This is a genomic window from Posidoniimonas corsicana (assembly GCF_007859765.1).
In the GTDB taxonomy this organism is placed as follows: Bacteria; Planctomycetota; Planctomycetia; order Pirellulales; family Lacipirellulaceae; genus Posidoniimonas; species Posidoniimonas corsicana.
Genome location: NZ_SIHJ01000003.1, coordinates 160,811 through 178,657 on the forward strand (window position 1 = coordinate 160,811; position 17,847 = coordinate 178,657).

12 protein-coding genes and 1 tRNA gene are annotated in these 17,847 nt (G+C 67.4%); 8 read left to right on the plus strand and 5 right to left on the minus strand.

The window, feature by feature from the left end:
• Nucleotides 1-4 precede the first annotated feature (4 nt).
• The gene (locus KOR34_RS20055) at nt 5-835 is read right to left on the minus strand and encodes a CAAX prenyl protease-related protein (RefSeq protein ID WP_146567557.1); all 831 of its coding nucleotides are present in this window, start codon (nt 833-835) and stop codon (nt 5-7) included.
• Nucleotides 836-1,262: 427 nt separating this feature from the next.
• On the opposite strand from KOR34_RS20055, the gene fusA reads away from it, so the two are divergent.
• The 3 genes from fusA (at nt 1,263) to KOR34_RS20070 (ending at nt 8,189) form a co-directional block, all read left to right on the plus strand.
• Nucleotides 1,263-3,371 (plus strand): elongation factor G, encoded by a 2,109-nt coding sequence (gene fusA, locus KOR34_RS20060; protein ID WP_146567559.1) that lies wholly within the window; start codon nt 1,263-1,265, stop codon nt 3,369-3,371.
• A gap of 170 nt (nt 3,372-3,541) precedes the next feature.
• Nucleotides 3,542-7,054: a dockerin type I domain-containing protein gene (locus KOR34_RS20065; RefSeq protein ID WP_146567561.1), complete on the plus strand. Its 3,513-nt coding sequence runs from the start codon at nt 3,542-3,544 to the stop codon at nt 7,052-7,054.
• A 58-nt stretch (nt 7,055-7,112) separates the two neighbouring features.
• Nucleotides 7,113-8,189: a hypothetical protein gene (locus KOR34_RS20070; RefSeq protein WP_146567563.1), complete on the plus strand. Its 1,077-nt coding sequence runs from the start codon at nt 7,113-7,115 to the stop codon at nt 8,187-8,189.
• A gap of 84 nt (nt 8,190-8,273) precedes the next feature.
• On the opposite strand, the gene KOR34_RS20075 is transcribed toward KOR34_RS20070, so the two are convergent.
• Nucleotides 8,274-8,975 carry a hypothetical protein gene (locus KOR34_RS20075; RefSeq protein ID WP_146567565.1) on the minus strand — a complete coding sequence of 234 codons (702 nt, stop codon included), beginning with the start codon at nt 8,973-8,975 and terminating at the stop codon, nt 8,274-8,276.
• A gap of 597 nt (nt 8,976-9,572) precedes the next feature.
• Between KOR34_RS20075 and lepA the strand changes: the two genes are divergently transcribed.
• Complete coding sequence (gene lepA / locus KOR34_RS20080) at nt 9,573-11,450, plus strand: translation elongation factor 4 (protein WP_146567567.1); 1,878 nt, start codon at nt 9,573-9,575, stop codon at nt 11,448-11,450.
• A gap of 108 nt (nt 11,451-11,558) precedes the next feature.
• Here the strand turns inward: lepA and KOR34_RS20085 are convergent, their stop codons facing one another.
• Nucleotides 11,559-12,077, minus strand: coding sequence for a ferritin (locus KOR34_RS20085; RefSeq protein ID WP_146567569.1), 519 nt, complete (start codon nt 12,075-12,077; stop codon nt 11,559-11,561).
• 323 nt (nt 12,078-12,400) lie between these two features.
• Nucleotides 12,401-12,484: transfer RNA gene (locus tag KOR34_RS20090), tRNA-Leu, on the minus strand.
• 166 nt (nt 12,485-12,650) lie between these two features.
• On the opposite strand from KOR34_RS20090, the gene KOR34_RS20095 reads away from it, so the two are divergent.
• From KOR34_RS20095 to KOR34_RS20110, 4 genes are all read left to right on the plus strand, one after another.
• Complete coding sequence (locus KOR34_RS20095; protein ID WP_197531617.1) at nt 12,651-13,502, plus strand: type III pantothenate kinase; 852 nt, start codon at nt 12,651-12,653, stop codon at nt 13,500-13,502.
• A complete protein-coding gene (locus KOR34_RS20100) occupies nt 13,499-14,665 on the plus strand; it encodes a GTPase (RefSeq protein ID WP_146567573.1) in 1,167 nt (388 codons plus the stop codon). Before KOR34_RS20095 ends, KOR34_RS20100 begins: the two co-directional genes overlap by 4 nt.
• An 86-nt stretch (nt 14,666-14,751) precedes the next feature.
• The gene (locus KOR34_RS20105) at nt 14,752-15,408 is read left to right on the plus strand and encodes a hypothetical protein (RefSeq protein ID WP_146567575.1); all 657 of its coding nucleotides are present in this window, start codon (nt 14,752-14,754) and stop codon (nt 15,406-15,408) included.
• Between the two features lie 124 nt (nt 15,409-15,532).
• Nucleotides 15,533-16,114 carry a hypothetical protein gene (locus tag KOR34_RS20110; protein ID WP_146567577.1) on the plus strand — a complete coding sequence of 194 codons (582 nt, stop codon included), beginning with the start codon at nt 15,533-15,535 and terminating at the stop codon, nt 16,112-16,114.
• A gap of 545 nt (nt 16,115-16,659) precedes the next feature.
• On the opposite strand, the gene KOR34_RS20115 is transcribed toward KOR34_RS20110, so the two are convergent.
• Nucleotides 16,660-17,844, minus strand: coding sequence for a Shedu immune nuclease family protein (locus tag KOR34_RS20115; protein ID WP_146567579.1), 1,185 nt, complete (start codon nt 17,842-17,844; stop codon nt 16,660-16,662).
• Nucleotides 17,845-17,847 lie beyond the last annotated feature (3 nt).

The window sequence follows — 17,847 nt, forward strand, 5'->3', positions numbered from 1 at the left end:
GGGCTTACCAGAGCCGCCAATCGCCCATCGTCACGACCCACACGCCCAGCAGGAAGTTGGTCACCGCGTGGGCCATGACGCAGTCCCAGAAGTTCTTCGTGCGGATCATCAGCCAGGTGACCAGCGAGAACCAGACCAGCGAGGCCAGCTTCTCGGGGTGGTACAGCATCGGGAACGCGGTGCCGATGACGATGGTCATCGCGCTCGCCTTGCCGAACGCCACCTGCCAGAACTCGGGGTGGTAGCCATCGGTCTCAAGATGGCGCATCAGCCACCCGCGGAGCATCAGCTCCTCGATGATCGGCACCAGCACCGCCAGCCCGATGAAGCGGATCACTAGGAAACCCCAGATGTACGCGGGCGACCTGCCGGCCAGTTCCTCGAACGGGTTGAACGCCGGCCGGGGACCGAGGCCAAGCAGCATGATCAGCGGGTTCTTCTCGCCGAGCAGCTGGACAAGGTGGCCTTCCAGGTCGACCCAGCAGATGGCCACCCACAGCACCACGCCCACCACCCCCACCACGACCGACAGCGGCGAGACCCGCAGCGGGAACTGACTGATGATTGGCCGCCAGCAGAGCGCCAGCGTTGCGAAGCCCAGCACCAGCCGCACGGTGTAGGCGATCGGGTACTGGGCGAAGGTCAGACCAAACCAGTTGTCCGCCTCGGCGGCCGCCTGGGCCTCGGGCCCGGCTTCCGCGTCGGGGGCCGAGGGCTCGAAGGTGGCCAGCAGCATGAACACGGCCAGCGGCAGCACAAACGGCAGCACCGGGTAGCGGGAGAACCAGCCCCAGCTGCTAGCATCGGGGCGGGGCTGATTGTCGGACTCTGGCATTAAGGTGATGCTGGATAGAGGTTTAGGTGGTCTTGGCGGCGGCCGGGCAGTCCTCCACCGCGGCGTTCCGCGGGGCCGCCGCCGGCGCGAATTGGCCGAAGCGGTCTAGGTGAAAAGCCGATAAGACTCTACTCTACTCGGCGCGGCAGAGTCGGCCCTTCGTTAGGGATTCCCGTCATAATCCCTAGCCGCGGGCCCGCTGTCGAGTATGATACAGGCTTCGCTGGCGTCGACCGACGCGGCTAAGTGCGCCCCGCGTTAGGCGGCCGGCCGCGGCGCCGCCGGAGGTCGCCGCCCCGCTTGGCCCGCCCACCGGCAGCGGCCGCCTCCCCAGACCACCGCGATCGCTAACAACGAACCGATCGCGCCCCGCCCGCGTTTCCGCCCCCGGACCGCAGGACGAGGAATCCATCGCAAGGCAACGATCATGAACCTGAAGAACGTTCGCAACATCGGCATCTCGGCCCACATCGACAGCGGTAAGACCACGCTGAGCGAGCGGATCCTGTTCTACTCGGGCCGCATCCACAAGATCGAAGACGTCCGTGGCGGCGGCGACGGCGCCGTGATGGACAACATGGAGCTGGAGAAGGAACGCGGCATCACGATCGCCTCGGCGGCCACGTACCTCAACTGGCACGGCTACGACATCAACCTGATCGACACCCCGGGCCACGTCGACTTCACGGTCGAGGTGGAGCGTTCGCTCCGCGTGCTGGACGGCGCCATCCTGGTGCTGTGCAGCGTGAGCGGCGTGCAGTCGCAGTCGATGACGGTCGACCGGCAGATGAAGCGCTACCACGTTCCCCGCTTGGCGTTCATCAACAAGATGGACCGCACCGGCGCCAACCCGAACAACGTGGTGAAGCAGGTCCGCAACAAGCTGGGCGCGCACGCCGTGCTGATGCAGATCCCCATCGGCAAGGAAGACAAGTTCCAGGGCGTGATCGACCTGATCACGATGAAGGCCTACTACTTCGACGGCGACAACGGCGAGATCGTCCGCTCCGAGGAGATCCCGGCCGAGCTGCAGGACGAGGCCGCCTCGGCCCGCGCCAACATGCTCGAGGAGCTCTCCATGTACAGCGACGAGCTCATGGAGAAGCTGCTGGGCGAAGAAGAGGTCAGCGAGGAGCTGATCCACGACATCACCCGCCACGCGGTCATCGAGCAGGAGTTCTGCCCGGTGTTCCTGGGCTCGGCCTACAAGAACAAGGGCGTGCAGCCCCTGCTCGACGCCATCACCCGCTACCTGCCTTCGCCCCCGGAGGTAGAGAACACGGGCATGGACCCGCAGACCGAGAAGAAGATGGTGCTGGAGTCGGACGCCAAGAAGCCGCTGGTGGCGATGGGCTTCAAGATCACCGACGACGAGTACGGCCAGCTCACCTACACCCGCATCTACCAGGGCAAGATCGAGAAGGGCGGCACGTACTTCAACCAGCGCACCGGCCGCAAGGAACGGTTCAGCCGCATCGTCAAGATGCACTCCGACAAGCGTGAGGAGGTCGACAAGGCCGAGGCCGGCGACATCGTCGCGATTATGGGCATCGACTGCGCCTCGGGCGACACCTACTGCGACGAGCCCAACTACTGCACGCTGGAGAACATCTTTGTCGCCGACCCGGTGATCAAGATGTCCATCAACCCGCACAGCCGGGACAACTCCGACAAGCTCAGCAAGGCCCTCCAGCGGTTCCGCAAGGAGGACCCGACGTTCCACGTCTTCACCGACGAGGAGACCAACGAGACCATCATCGCCGGCATGGGCGAGCTGCACCTCGAGGTGTACGTCGAGCGGATCCGCCGCGAGTACGGAGTCGACACAGAGGTCGGCGCCCCGAAGGTGAGCTACCGCGAGTCCGGCCAGCAGGCCTACGAGTTCGACCACAAGCGGAAGAAGCAGTCCGGCGGTTCCGGCCAGTACGGTCACATTGTCGGCGTGATGCGTCCGATGAGCGACGAGGACCGCGAGAAGATGGCCGAGGCCGGCCAGGAGGGCGAGTTCTACTTTGAGGACCAGGTCACCGGCGGCCGCATCCCCAAGGAGTACATCCCCGCGGTCAAGAAGGGCTTCGAGGAGATGATGGAGAAGGGCCCGCTCGCCGGCTACCCGGTGGTCGGACTGGCCGTCGAGCTGAAGGACGGAACGTTCCACGACGTCGACTCGTCCGACATGGCGTTCAAGCTCACCGCCCGCGAGTGCTTCCGCGAGCACTTCGGCCGGATGAAGCCGATGCTGCTCGAGCCGATCATGAAGATGGAGATCGAGTGCCCGGAAGAGTTCCAGGGCTCGGTTGTCGGCCAGGTCAGCTCGAAGCGCGGCATGATCGTCGAGACCGACACCAACAACGGCGTCACGATCATTATCGCCGAGGTGCCGCTCGCCGAGACCTTCGGCTACTCCAACGACCTCCGCAGCCAGACGCAGGGCCAGGGCACGTTCTCCATGGAGTTCGCCAAGTACGCCCCCGTGCCGTCCAGCATCCAGACGGAAATCGTTGAGGAGCGCAAGAAGGAGCTGCAGCCCGCCTAGCCCGGCGACCGACCGCACAACACGAAATCCCCCAAGCCCCCGGCGTCAGCCGGGGGCTTTTTTCGTGCGCAGCGTGTGGTTTGTGCTGCGGCGGGCCGCGTGATACACTCCGCAGAGCGGCCGCCATCCCAGGGGCGATAGTCAGCGGCCGCTCCGCCGGAGCACACGGCATGCAGTCTCTTCGCTCCCTGCTCTTTTTCCTGTCGGCGGTCGCACCCTCAGCGGCCGCCTGGGCGCAGTCCGACCCGTCCGGATTCGCGACCGTTATCGACATCGACGCGGTGCGTTCGCTCGGCCAGGTTGACTCGGACACGCAGGTCAACCTCCACGACAACGGGATCATCTTCAGCCCGCTGGTGCTCGGCGCCGAAGACGGGACCAGCCACAACATCGAGTTCAACCAGCACGGCGGCGTGGTCGCGTTCATGCTGCACGCGCACGCCGGCAGCACGTCCAACATCCTGGCGACCGCCGACGCGGTTAACCTCGTTGCGCATTCGGGCAGCCTCATCAACCTACGCGGCGGCGCCGTAGCCGACCGGGCCGCCATCCAATCGGGCGGCAGGCTGAACGTCACCGGCGGCGAGGTCGGCGCCCGGCTGGAGGTGGGCGGTGAAGCGATCCTGGCGGGCGGCGAGGTAGGCGTCGACGCAAGCGTGCTGCCCGGCGGCTTGTTGGAGCTGTCCGGCGCCCTGGTCGGGGCGCGGCTGCGCAACCTCGGCGGCGTCCTCAATATCTCGGGCGGCTCGATTGACGACCAACTGATCGCGTTGGATGGCGCCACCAACCTGTACGGCTCGGGATTCCGGCTGGATGGCGAGCTGATACGTGGCCTTAACTCCCCGGGCGCTTCGGCTACGTTTAACGTGCCGGACGGCGCGGTGCTCACGGGCGTGCTCGCCGACGGCGTGCCGTTCGCGTTCACTTCGGGCGACGGCGACCACTTCGGCGACGCGCTCACGCTCCACGCCGCCCAGCCCGCCCAGGCGGTCCCGGGCGTGTACACGCCCGACTCGGGGCTGCTAGGGGTGCGTGCGGGGCAGGTGATGCTGGTGGCGGAAGGGCAGTCCCTGCGGCACTCGTTCAATGCGGGCGATGGCGGCGCGGTCGTGCTCGCCGGCGGCATGATCAACCGCAACCTCGAGCTGACCGGGGGGCATCTCATTGTTTCGTCCGGACAGTTGAGCAATGACGCCGACGCGTTCGCGGGCAGCACGGTCAGCATCACCGGCGGCGCCGTTGGCTCGGGCTTTACCGCGTACGCGGGAAGCGTTGTCTCGATCGCGGGCGGTCATATCGGGATCAACCTCGAGGTGAAGCAGGGAGGTCGGCTCCTGCTGAGCGGCGGCAAGTTCTCAACGCAGATGTACGTCCGCAGCGGCGCCGACTTCCGGCTTTCGGGCGGCGCTCTGAGTGACCGGGTGCATATCGAACCGGACGTCGCGGCGTCGATCACCGGGGGCGAGTTTATGCTCGACGGGCAGCCGGTCGCCGGCGCGGTGTCGGTCAGCCCAGACTCCGCGTTAACCGGGATCCTCAGCGACGGCACGCCGTTCGCGCTGTCCCCACGGGACGGCGACCAGCTTGACTCTGTGCTGCGGCTGCAGACCACGACGCTTCCCGCGGTTGCCTGGACCGAGGCGACGGTCACCGGCGCCGGCGCCGACGCCGCGCCGCCCTCGCTACGCACCGGGCAGACGCTCACGGTCGCAGCCGGCGGCCGGCTGCCCAGCGACTTCCACGCCGGTGGGGGAGAGCTCCGCATCAACGGCGGCCGGGTTGACCCCAACCTCGAGGCCGCCGCCACCCGCGTCACCCTAAGCGAGGGCTTCCTTGCCAGCGACGCCGACGCGCTGCCCGGCAGCACATTCGAGATCGCGGGCGGCGCGGTAGGCCAGCGGTTTCAGGCCTTCCGCGGCAGCATGGTGAGCATCACCGGAGGCCAGGTGGACGACTGGTTTCAGGCGGTCGGTGCGCAGGTGACCGTCGCGGGGGGGCAAGTCGGCCGGTGGTTGACCGCCGAGTCTGGCGCCGAGCTGCGGGTTATGAGCGGCACGGTGGGCCAGTCTCCCAACATCCGCGGCGGCGCAAAGTTGCGGCTTGAAGGGGGTGTGGTCGGCTTGGGACTGCGGGTCGAGGGGGGCGGATCGCTCGAGATGTCAGGCGGCGCGCTGGGAATGTTCGCCAATGTGCTGGGCGGCGGATCGGCCGCCGTGTCGGGCGGATCGATCGGCGACAACTTTGAAACCGAGGCCGGTGGATCGACCCTGCTGCTGGGCGGCGGTTTCCGCCTCAACGGTGAGCCGCTGACGGGACTCTCGGCCGCTGGCGACCAAACAACCTTGAGCCTGGACGAGGACGACATCCTGACCGGCGTCCTCGCCGACGGCGCCCCCTTCCTGTTCTCGCGCGGAGACCGGTCGCCGTTCGGCCGCCGCGGCGCCGGTCAGCCCGGCGAGCCAACCGCCACCACCAACGGGCAGAACGGCGACTTCTTCGCGGCCAATGCACTCACGCTGCAGCTGACGCCCGTGCCCGTCGCCCAGCCCGGCGTGATCGAGGGGTTGACCCAGGCGGAGGCCGCGACCGGTCAAGCGCCTCCCCGCTCGGTGCGGGCGGGGCAGGTCGCGATGGCTGCCTCCGGCCAGTCGTTGCCGAGCAACTTCAACGCCGGCCCGGGCAGCGCGGTAACCGTCGCGGGGGGCACGATCGGCGACAACCTCGAGGCCGACGGGGCCGCCGTGCTGCTGGCCGGCGGGCGGATCGGCGAGTACGCCGACGCGTACCCGGGCAGCTCAGTGACCATTACCGACGGAACCATCGGACAGTACTTCGACGTGCGCGGCGCGACGGTGATCCTCACCGACGGTGTGATCGAGAACGGCATGACCGCGGTGGACAGCAGCACGGTGGTCGTCTCCGGCGGGCAGGTGAGGCCCGACTTCGTCGCGTACGACAGTTTTGTCACCACAACCGGCGGGCGCATCGAGCAAGTGGACGCCCGTGGGACGACCGTGGTTGAGGTCAGTGACGACGCCCAGATCAACAACATCGTCCTGAATGATGAGAGTAGCCTGAACGTCGCGGGCGGCGAGGTCATCCATCTCCGGCTCGCCGGGGGCGAGGCGTTGCTCGCCGGTGGGCGGGCGAACAGCTACGTGCTTGAATCGGGGGTGCTTACTTTCGCAGGCGTGCGGTTCCAACTCGGTGGCGAGGACATCACCCCGCAACTCACACTTGGCGTGCCGTACCTTATTGCGGATCGTGACGTCGCCCTGGGCACGACCTTTGCCGATGGCACGTCTGCGTTCCTGTACCTGCCTTCTACCCTGGGTCCCGACGTGGCGATCCAGACGCTGCTGACGAGCGCGCAGCCAGGCGACTACAATCAGGACGGCCGTGTCGACGCCGCCGACTACGCGGTGTGGCGCGGCAGCTTTGGACTGCAGGCGGACGCCCCGGGCGCCGGCGCGGACGGCAACGGCGACGGCGTGGTGAACGCGGCGGACTTCACACTTTGGCGTGACCACCTGCAGATCAGGCCACGCCGTGGCGCGGCCGCGCCCGAGCCGGCGGGGTGCGGGCTGCTGCTGGCGGGGTTGGCCGCCGTGGTCCACGCCGGCGCCCGCCGAGCAGTTCATCGCGGTGGGGGCGCAGACTGGTTGAATGGCGACCAGTGCTAGGATGGGCGCGAAGCCGCGGTTATCATCGCCGGGGTACTCACCCAGAAGGATGCCCCGCATGACCCGGTCCCACTTGGCTTTCCTGAGCGTCGTTGCCTGCTGTCTGCCCGCCGGCGTCGTCTCTGCCGACGCGGGCGATTCCTTCTTCGAAGCCGAGGTGCTCAGCGTCGGCCAGACCTCCGTCGACGACTCGTTCGAGCTGCCGTCCGAAGGGTTCTACCCGGACCTGTTCCTCGGCGTGTTCGACGAGTCGGGCCAGCTCACCCAGACCGACGACGACAGCAGCTTCCTCGGCGACGGGTTCGCCCCCGCGTTGTTCGGCGTGCCGATCAACCCTGGCGGCGAGATCGACTTCAGCGTCACCGGCGCGCCGGACGAGAGCCTCGAGGGCGCCCACAGTCAGTTTGGCGACTACCGCACCGAGGTGGCGATCTACGATTCGGAGGGCGAGTTCCTCGACTTCTTCGAGTACGACGGCTACCTCGAGGAGGGCTTGGTCGACTCGTACTTCGAGTCCGACGAGGGGTGGGACGGCGGGACCTACGACGTTATGGTCAACAATGCGTTTCCGAACGATGTCGACTTTTTCCGCTTCGTCGGACTGACCCCGGGACAGAGCTTCACCGTCAACACCGAGCCGAGCCCGCTCGACCCCTTCTCTTCGGTTGACACCTACCTTGGCTGGTTCGACGAGACGGGTTCGGAGATCGCCACGAACGACGACATCAGCAGCTCGCCGCTCAATCTTTACTCCCGGCTGTCCGGCGTGGTGCCGGAGAATGGCGAGCTGGTGTTTGGGGTCTCCGGCTATGGCGACTACGCGTTCGACGGCTACCACGGCGAGCAGGGTGAGTACTCGCTGGTGCTGTCCGTCGGCGGCGACTACGACTTCGACGGCGATGTCGACGCCCAGGACTACTCCGCGTGGCGCGACGCCTACGGCCAGACCGGCCAGTTCCTAGCGGCCGACGGCAACTTCGACGGCGTGGTGGACGCCGCCGACTACACCGTGTGGCGGGACAATTACAACGGCGCGGCTGTCGACGCGGGGGCGGTTCCTGAGCCTGGGTCCGCATTCCTGGTTATCGTAGTGGCCGTTGGCCTGACAAGGCCTTGCCGCACAGCCACTGTTTGACTTCGCCAGTGGCGACAGCTTCTAGCTCCCGTTATCTCTCTGGCAGGAGGCCGGACGGATTAGCGTCCTCCACTTCACACTACGCTACTCTGCTCGCGAGTCGCGCTGCACGCACCAGCGGGCGTGGCTCATGCCTTTGTCGGTGCGTCTCTGGGACCAATCGAGCGGGTAGTAGCCGGGCGCGGTGTCGCTCGCACCGATAGACGCATTGAACTCGGTGTACCCCAGGTCGGCAATCTCGCAGATCCGTTGATGCTCCGAGAAGCCGCCTACTGAGAGGTATAGGAGCGACGCCTGCCTGGTTGGTCGGATGATCGCGGAGAAGTCGCCCGCGACATCGATGCGACTCGTCGGATGCCCGGTAGTCATCGCCCCGGTAAAGTCGCCGTCAATCCACAGCTTGGAAGAGTCGTCGACACGGATCGTGCCGGCCACCGATCCGCCCACGTAGACATGGTGAAACCCTGACGCGAGCACCGTGCAGTCAGCGATAATGTCGCCGCGGATAATCAGCTCGTGGTGTCCGCCAATCTCAAGATCGGTCGCCAGATCGCCGTTGATGTGCACGAGCCCACCATCAGGCGCGCTAATCCTCTCAAGACAACCCCCATCGATCAAGAGTTTGTCATTCTCCCCAATCAACACCGGAGCGGTCAGCCGGTCGCGGACCACCCAGCCGTTGCTTTCCTCGTCGGCGGCGTGCCAGGCGCTCACTGAACGGGGGTACGCCATGCCGGACATCAGATCGAGATACCCAACCCGGCGCTGCAGCTCAACTGGAAGCATGAGAGGGGGTTCCTACCGAGGAAGTGACGGAGGAGAGTTGGCGTGGTCGACCAGCGCCACCCCGATCAAAGGATATCGCAGCGACCACGGCGATTCACATCGGCCCGAGGTTCCTAAGGAACGGACCATTTTTTAGAAGGCGCCGGCACTTCGTCGCATCCAATACAAGCATGGCTGGCGGTGCTCCCGAGGAATCTTCGGCAGGTGTCCGGGCAACTTCGGCGGCAGATTGGCAGAGGATTCTGTCGAAGTTTCGCTAGGGAGTGCGACAAAAGCTGCTGGAGTAGGTCGCTCTCGGGCGTCGCAAGTCGCTGTTCTGAAACGGGTTGCGGCGAACAGTGGGGCCGGCTCGGGCGTGGTTTTGTCGCACTTGATCGCGTCGGCGATCGAACGACAAGACTTCAAAAGCGCAGCGGTGTGCGGGCAGCCACTACGGGCCTAGCCGAGCGCACCCGACTGTTGGAGGCCCCGGAGAATCGGTCGGCCACGGGGGTAGCCCGCAGCGCCCTTCCGTAGTTGGCCGGCACAGGCGACAATGAGGGGTTGTCGCTTAGCTTCGCGAACGCCCCTCCCTAACCTCCCCCGCTGCTTGCCCTTATGGCGTCTGCCCCGACTGAATCCACGCCTCAGCCCGCGCCCAAGAAGAAGCCCTCCGGCAAGCTGGCCGACCCGCGGTACATCCGCAACTTCTCAATCGTCGCGCACATCGACCACGGCAAGAGCACGCTGGCCGACCGGCTGCTGGAGGTGACCGGCACGGTCACGCTGCGCGAGATGAAGGAGCAGCTGCTGGACGACATGGAGCTGGAGCGGCAGCGGGGCATCACGATCAAGGCCAACTCGGTCTCGATGCGGACGATGCACAACGGTCAGGAGTACGAGCTGAACCTGATCGACACGCCGGGCCACGTCGACTTCCAGTACGAGGTGTCGCGGTCGCTCACCTGCTGCGAGGGGGCGCTGCTGTTGGTGGACGCGTTCCAGGGCGTGGAGGCCCAGACCGTGGCCAACGCGTACAACGCGATCGAGCACGACCTGGAGATCGTGCCGGTTCTGAACAAGATCGACCTGGTCCACGCGCGGCCGGACGAGGTGAAGGAGGAGATCGAGCAGACGCTCGGCCTGGACGCCAGCGAGGCGATCGGCTGCAGCGCGAAGACCGGGCTCAACTGCCAGGCGGTGATCGACGCGGTGATCGAGCGGATCCCGCCGCCAACCGGCGACCCCGCCGCGCCGCTGCAGGCGATGGTGTTCGACAGCGTGTACGACGAGTTCCGCGGCGCGATCATCTTTGTCCGCGTGATGAACGGCGTGGTGCGCCGCGGCGACCGCATTAAGTTCCTGCAGGCGGGCACCGAGCACGAGGTGGTCGAGCTCGGCCAGAAGACGCCCAAGCGGACCGCCGCCGAGTGCCTGTCGGCGGGGCAGGTGGGCTACATGGTCTGCAACATCAAGTCGCTGGGCAACGTCCACATCGGCGACACCGTCACCTCCGCCCGCGGCGAGCAGGCCAAGCCGCTGCCGGGCTACGAGCAGCCCAAGCGGATGGTGTTCTGCGGCCTGTACCCGTCGGACGGGCAGGACTTCGAGCAGCTGCGCGAGGCGCTCAGCAAGCTGCAGGTGAATGACCCGAGCTTCGTGTTCGAGCCGGAAACGTCCGACGCCTTGGGATTCGGTTTCCGCTGCGGCTTCCTGGGGCTGCTGCACATGGAGATCGTGCAGCAGCGGCTGGAGCAGGAGGCCGACATCGACCTGGTGCAGACCGCGCCGAACGTCACCTACAAGATCACCAAGAAGAACGGCGAGCTGCTGGAGGTCCACACGCCCACCCGCGTGCCGGAGATGGGCGACATCGAGGTCTTCGAGCAGCCGATCGTCCGCGTGAGCTTCGTCATGCCGGCCGAGTACGTTGGCGGCATCATGAAGCTGTGCGCCGACCGGCGGGGCATCTTCGTGCGGCAGGAGTACCTCAGCCCCACCCGCGTGATGCTGGTGTACGACATCGCGCTGGCCGAGGTGGTGTACGACATGCACGACAAGCTGAAGAGCACGACCAAGGGCTACGGCACCATGGACTACGAGCTCCGCGGCTACGAGGAGGGCGACCTGGTCCGTATGGACATCCTGGTCAAGGGCGAGCGGGTCGACGCGCTGTCGATTGTGTGCGACCGCCGCGACGCCGACACCCGCGGACGCGCGATCATCAAGAAGCTCCGCAAGGAGATCCCGCGGCACATGTTCGAGGTGGCGCTGCAGGCCGCCATCGGCACCCGCATCATCGCCCGCGAGACCATCAGCGCGATGCGCAAGAACGTCACGGCCAAGTGCTACGGCGGCGACATCAGCCGCAAGCGAAAGCTGTGGGAGAAGCAGAAGGAAGGCAAGAAGCGGATGAAGTCGATCGGCCAGGTCGACATCCCGCAGAAGGCGTTCCTGGCGGTGCTCGAAACCGGCGAAGACGACAAACGCAGCTAACCGCGTCGGCCAACAGCCGGCGGGCCAAGCCCCGCCGATCTTCCGCCCCAACCGGCTGTAGTCCGCGGTGGCGCCGCGACGCTTCATGCCGCTGCGGCAGCCCGGCGGCTACTCGGCCGCACCCTCATCGCCGGGGCCACGCGCGCCCAGCTCGCGGTCCAGGTCCAACAGCGACGACGGGTCGTCTTTCACCAGGTTGAACTTGTGCACGATGTCGCGGAGGGACTTCTCCTCCTCGACCTGCTCCTTGACGAACCACTCGAGCTCGACCAGCGCGGCGAACGCCTTCTGCTCGATCGCCAGCTCAAACAGCCGGTCGATCTGCCCGGTGACGGTCCGCTCCTGCTCGAGCGCGGCCTCGAACACCTGCGGGATGCCCTCGTAATCCTTGCGGGGCTGGGCGAGCGCCTGCAGCACCACGCGGCTGCCGCGGGCGGTGAGGAACTCGTACAGCCGCATCGCGTGGGCGTTCTCTTCGACGCTCTGCGCCCGCATCCACGCGGCGCAGCCGAGGAACTGCTCGTGCTCAAGGTAGGCGGACATCGCCAAGTAGCTGTAGGACGAGCTGAGCTCGTTCTTGATCTGCTCGTTGATGGCGTCCTGCATGACCTGGGAGAGTTCTTTCATAGCGGCGAGTCCGTGGCCTGCGCTGTGGCAGAGTAGGTGGTGAAGCGGAGCAAGAAACTGCCGGCGGAATCACCCGCCTGCTTTGAGGGTACCAGGACCCGGAGCGACCGCCCAGAGCATAGCGGGCGTTGGCGGAGCGGTTTTCGCGGCCCGATCGGCGGCGGCTGAGACTCAGTATCGCGGCGCCAGAATCCGCCGGCCGGGCGGCCGAGAACGAGTCGCGTCAGCGGGCCGCTGGTTGGGGCGGGGCGCATAAAAAACGACCGCCGGAGAACCCCCTTGCGGGGAGCTCTCCGGCGGTCGACCCTTCGGTGATCGAAGAGTGGGCCCGACTGGAGTCGAACCAGCACGCCCTTGCGGGCACATGCCCCTCAAGCATGCGCGTCTGCCTATTCCGCCACGGGCCCAAAACATGCGGCGGGCCCCAGGGGACCCGCCAGCCTCAAAGTCTAGCTGATGGAGCGGGGGCGTCAAGTTGGGGCCCGCCGGCGGGGCTGCGGGGAGGGCCTCAAACACCGGGCAACACCCACAAACCACCTGCCGCTTGCCGCTGGGCACGGTTATCCTGGCGGGATGCCAGACGCCGAACGACTGATCGCTGTGGACGTTGGGAACAGCCGGGTAAAGCTCGGGCTGTTCGAACGCCCCGTCGAGTGCGAGCAGGCGGCCCTGGCCGCGCCGCTGCCGATCGCCGGGCCGCCGCTGCCCGAGCCGGTCGACACCTTCGATTTCACCCACATCGAGGGCGAGCCCACCAGCTACAACGCGCTCCGCGAGTGGCTCGGCCCGTACGCCGGCGCGGCGGCGCTGGTCGCCTCGGTGCACCGCAGCGCGGGCCAGTCGACGCTCGAGGCGCTGCGGGCCTGCGGGCTGGATCGCTGCAAGCCGCTGGTTGGCCGGCAGCTGCCGATCGAGGTCCGCGTCGAGCAGCCCGAGCGGGTCGGCGTCGACCGCCTGCTGGCCGGCGTCGCGGCCAACCGGCTCCGCCGCGCCGACGCGCCGGCCATCGTGATCGACCTCGGCACCGCGATCACCATCGACCTGATCGCGGCCGACGGAGCGTTCGAGGGCGGCGCCATCCTGCCCGGCATCCGCATGGCCAGCCGCGCGCTGCACGACCAGACCGACGCGCTGCCGGACGTGGCGATGCAGCAGCTCGAGCACTCGCCCGACGCGGTCGGCAAGACCACCGACGCCGCGCTCCGCGCGGGGCTGTTCTGGGGCGCCGTCGGCGCGATCCGCGAGGTGGTCGCGCGGCAGCGCGACCGCCTGACCGTGCCGCCGCAGCTGTACCTCACCGGCGGCGCCGCGCCGTCGGTCGCGCGGCTGCTCGCCGAGCCCGACTGCACCGTGCGGTACCTGCCGAACCTGGTCCTGTCCGGCGTGGCGATTGCCGCCGAGTCGCTCGCCGCCCAGCAGCCATGAGCGAGAAGCCCGTCGTGAGCGGGAAGCCCGCCATGAGCGCGCAGACCGCCGTCAGCGTGCAGACCGCCGAGGGCCGCGGGGCCGTGGCCGTGGTGCAGGTCACCGGCCCCGGCGCGGTCGACGCGGTCGACGCCTGTTTCCTCGCCGCGTCCGGTCGGCCGCTCGCCCAGCAGCCTCCCGGCGCCATCCGCTTCGGCCGCTGGCGCGACGCGTCGGGCGAGGAGGTGGTGGTCGTCCGCCGCGGCTCGCCCGACCCGGCGGTCGAGGTCCACTGCCACGGCGGCGCCGCCGCGGTGCGGGCCGTGGTGCGGGATCTGGTCGCCCAGGGGTGCGTGCAGCAGCCCGCCCGGCCGGAACACGCGCCGCCGGGCGCCGCGGCCGTGACGCTCGACGCGCAGCTCGCGCTGCGGCATGCGCTGACCGAACGCGCCGTCGGCGTGCTGCTCGACCAGGCGGAGGGCGCGCTGGAACGCGCCCTCCGCGAGATCGCCGATTCGCTCTCCGCCGGCGGCGGCGTCGACCAGCTGCGCCAGCTGCTCGACCGGGCGGAGCTCGGCCAGCGGCTCACCTCGCCGTGGCGGGTCGTGCTGGCCGGCGCGCCGAACGTGGGCAAGAGCAGCCTGATCAACGCGCTGCTGGGCTACTCCCGCGCGATCGTGTTCGACCAGCCCGGCACCACCCGCGACGTGCTGACCGCGGCGGCGGCGATCGAGGGCTGGCCGGTCTCGCTGAGCGACACGGCCGGCCTCCGCGCGGCGGACGACCCGACCGAGGCGGCCGGCGTCGAGCTGGCGCGGCAGATGCTCCAGCAGGCCGACCTGATCCTCGACATCCGCGACGCCGCCCAGCCCGACGCGCCGTCCGCCATCCCGGCCGACGCGCCCGCCACGCGGCGGCTGGTGGTCTGGAACAAGCAGGACCTGGCGCCGGCGCCCGCCGGCTCGCTATCAACCTCTGCCGCCACGGGGCAGGGCGTTGATGATCTTCTCGCCGCCATCGCCCGCTCGCTCGTGCCGCACCCGCCCGAGCCCGGCGCGGCGCTGCCGGTCACCGCCGCGCACGCCGAGCAGCTCGCCCGCGCGCTCGCCGCGGCCCAGCGGGGCGATTACGCCGCGGCGCTGCAGGCCGTGCAGGCGCTGCTGGCGCCGGCCGGGTCCGACTGATTTCACGCAAGTCGGCTGGGCGGGTTTGACGATTGTGTCGAATGGGCGGCCCCGTGCCGCGACGCCTCCTCCAGCGAAAGCCTGCTATGCGAACCCCGACCGCCGCTGTGGCCATCCTCTCCGCGCTGCTGCTCTCGTCGGCCTCGACCGCGTTTGCCCAACGCGGCGGCGACGCCTACTCGCTGCGCCGGTACCTGGGGAGCGACGCCTACCTGGTCGAGACCTTCTCGCGGCCCAGCTCGCCGCTCTCGGAGAAGGCCACCGTCAACCAGGCCGCCCGCCAGGCGCTGCCCACGCCGGCGCCCGCGCCCGAGCCGCCGAAGCTCACGTCCGGCGCCAACAACACGCTCAACTACTACGGCGGGGGCGCCGCCGCGCGGCACACCCTCGACCAGATGCCCCGCCGGCCGCGGTTCATCCCGCAGGGCGGCCAGGCGATCGGCGCCGGCGCCAAGCCCTACGCCAACTCCGGCGTCGCGACCGACCCGCCTATCAGCCCGTACCTCAACCTGTTCCGCGAGGAGCAGGAGGACTCGCTGCCCAACTACTACACCTTCGTGCGGCCCATGCAGAAGCAGATCGAAACCAACCGCACCCAGCAGCGCGAGCTGCAGGGGCTGCAGCGCCAGGTGCAGCGGGCCTCGTACCAGACGCCCACGACCGGCGGCGCGGGCGGCGTGCCCGCCACCGGGTTCCGCGCCCGCTTCGGCGACACCGGCCAGTTCTACAGCGGCTGGAAGTAGCCCCCGCCGGGTTGTCCGCCCCGCCCACGCTCCCAAAGTTGCTATCCGCGCCCGCATGCCGGACAATGGCGGCACGCGGCGACCGACCGGTCGCCCGCCACGTGTCCCCACCGCGGAGAACGCCATGCGGAGCCGCCTTGTCCTGCTGACGCTTTGTGCCGCCGCGCTGCCAGTAGCCGCTGCCGCCCAGCCCGCCGCCACGCCCACCGACGCCGCCGCGCCAGCCGGCGCCGCTGACTCTGAACTAGAGCTCTCGCCCGCCGAGCAGGCGTTCGCCAAGGCGATGGCCGGCGCGACGCTCGACGGCTCGTTCACCCTCAGCGACCGCCCCGACGCCAAGCCCCGCGCCGAACGCTACGACCTCGGCCAGGTCCGCAAGGTCGGCGAGGGCATGTGGCTGATCCCGGCCCGCATCCGCTACGGCGACCACGACGTCGAGCTGCCGATCACGCTGCCGGTCGACTTCGCCGGCGACACCGCCGTGATCCGCGTGGACAACCTCGGCTTCCCCGGGCTGGGCGTGTACTCCGCGCGGGTGATGATCCACGGCGGCAAGTACGCCGGCTACTGGCAGGGCGCCGGCCACGGCGGCCACCTGTTCGGCGAGCTCAAGCACAACCAGCCGGCCGATGAAGCGCCCGCCGTCGACAAGCCCGCTGCCGAGAAGGTCGAAGAGCAAGCGACGACCCCGCCGGCGGCGGATTGATCGCGGCGCCCGGCCGCGCGACTTTTGTCCCGGTTGGCGCTATCGATTTTTAGGGACAAAAGTCGGCTCCCACCCCGAGCCCGCAGGCTCGTTTCACACTTGTATAGCAGTGTCTGCCGGTTTGCTCCTCGCTGCCAGCGGCCGACTTTTGTCCACCCCTGTGCGCCAATAGGGACAAAAGTCCAAGCCTAGTGAATTGCCTCCGCCTTTGGGGAGGACCAGGGCGGGCGCGCCCCACGGACAGCAATCGCCCACACCCACCCCGCAACCCGATCGGCGGCGCGGACCGATCCCCACGCACCCCACATTAGACCGCGCGGGGTGGCCGGTTTCTACAAAGAAGTGGCGGGGGGAATGAGAGCGGTCTAGCTGGCCGCGTAGCTATGCCGACGCCGTCCAGGACGTTGCGCCTAATTCTATTAGGGTAGCGTACACCTCCGATCGGCACTTCCAGCGAGCTGGGCAGTGGCGCCGAGAAGCATGGGCAGCAGCACACGCAGGTGGAATCGGACTACGCCACAAGTATTGGGCATTGAACCCCGCGCTTAACTGGTCTCTGAGGCAGCCGAATCGGTGCAATTTGACGCCTGCTCCATCTGGAGGAGACTGACCAGGGACTCGATCTTGGCAAACAGTTCGTTGAACGTGATGACATCGACCGCTCTCAGGCCCGATCGGAAGAGCTCGAACGAATCGAGTTTCTCAGCATCAGCAAGCTGTTCCGTGTCGCCGGCAATCACCAGGCAACGAGGTTCAGATAACCGCACTCTCTGGCCGGTCGTGTCCTCGGTCTCCACTCGCTTTTCGTTGAAACCTTTCAACAACTTGTCTCTCTGATTCGAGATTTGGGCGACCGCTCCCGTCAACTCGCGAGAGGGGGCGTAGACCCCCTGTCGATATGCCTGCGTGTCGAGCAACCGAGAGCAAGGCGTCTTGATTTCAACCAGCAGAAGGTGGTTAGTCAGCGTGTTGCGAAGGAGGTAATCGACCTCCTTGCCGCCCTTGTTGTGGAAGTTCTTACCGCCGACGTAGCTCTTACCAGCCAGCATCACCACGGGTGATGAAAACGCTTGCGATAGCACGAATGGTCGTGCTTGAAAGGCCTTCTGCCAGAACTCCTCACTAGCATTCGTCTTGTTCGCTTCCCACAGGCACAGTGCTTCTCGCAGGGCACCAAGACTGGCGATAGCGCCTAAGCCCGCAAGGTCGTCCGGCTGAAGCTTAGAGATCGCTTCGATCGCTAGCCCAGACGATTTGGCGTCCGTCAGCAGGCGGATTACATCAGCGAAGCCTTCTTCGCCAACGGCTTGCAGCAGATCGGCCAGATTGCTAAGAGCATCGAGGCTTGCTGCTGTCTTGGCGTAGTCAGCTAGCTCGAAAGTGTCACCATCTCTTGGCAGCTGGTGCCCGTCCTTCCAGAACTTGCCATAAAGGCCGCGAACAATCTGAGTGAGCGAGAAGAGCTCTGCAGTACTGAGCTGCAGCTGCATGCCAGTGCCGGCCTTCATGGTGGTCAATTTGAAATGGGTGTCATCCTGCCAGGGATCTGTGACATCTGCTCTGCCCCGCTTCTGCCAAACCAGTTTTCCCTTCACGGGTTGCAGCTTGTCCCTATCGTTGTTCACGATCTTTGGCTTGAACACCAACCGTGCAAGCGGACCATCCCGAACTACCAGCGGTTCGACCTCCGCAGTATCAGCACTCGTGGTGGTTATTTTGGCTGTGGGCACGGC

Bases quoted from the DNA above. Each gene is read 5' to 3' on its own strand.
- KOR34_RS20055 (WP_146567557.1), bottom strand. From the start codon at position 835: ATGCCAGAGTCCGACAATCAGCCCCGCCCCGATGCTAGCAGCTGGGGC.
- KOR34_RS20105 (WP_146567575.1), top strand. From the start codon at position 14,752: ATGCGAACCCCGACCGCCGCTGTGGCCATCCTCTCCGCGCTGCTGCTC.
- lepA (WP_146567567.1), top strand. From the start codon at position 9,573: ATGGCGTCTGCCCCGACTGAATCCACGCCTCAGCCCGCGCCCAAGAAG.
- KOR34_RS20085 (WP_146567569.1), bottom strand. From the start codon at position 12,077: ATGAAAGAACTCTCCCAGGTCATGCAGGACGCCATCAACGAGCAGATC.
- KOR34_RS20095 (WP_197531617.1), top strand. From the start codon at position 12,651: ATGCCAGACGCCGAACGACTGATCGCTGTGGACGTTGGGAACAGCCGG.
- KOR34_RS20065 (WP_146567561.1), top strand. From the start codon at position 3,542: ATGCAGTCTCTTCGCTCCCTGCTCTTTTTCCTGTCGGCGGTCGCACCC.
- KOR34_RS20075 (WP_146567565.1), bottom strand. From the start codon at position 8,975: ATGCTTCCAGTTGAGCTGCAGCGCCGGGTTGGGTATCTCGATCTGATG.
- fusA (WP_146567559.1), top strand. From the start codon at position 1,263: ATGAACCTGAAGAACGTTCGCAACATCGGCATCTCGGCCCACATCGAC.
- KOR34_RS20070 (WP_146567563.1), top strand. From the start codon at position 7,113: ATGACCCGGTCCCACTTGGCTTTCCTGAGCGTCGTTGCCTGCTGTCTG.
- KOR34_RS20100 (WP_146567573.1), top strand. From the start codon at position 13,499: ATGAGCGAGAAGCCCGTCGTGAGCGGGAAGCCCGCCATGAGCGCGCAG.
- KOR34_RS20110 (WP_146567577.1), top strand. From the start codon at position 15,533: ATGCGGAGCCGCCTTGTCCTGCTGACGCTTTGTGCCGCCGCGCTGCCA.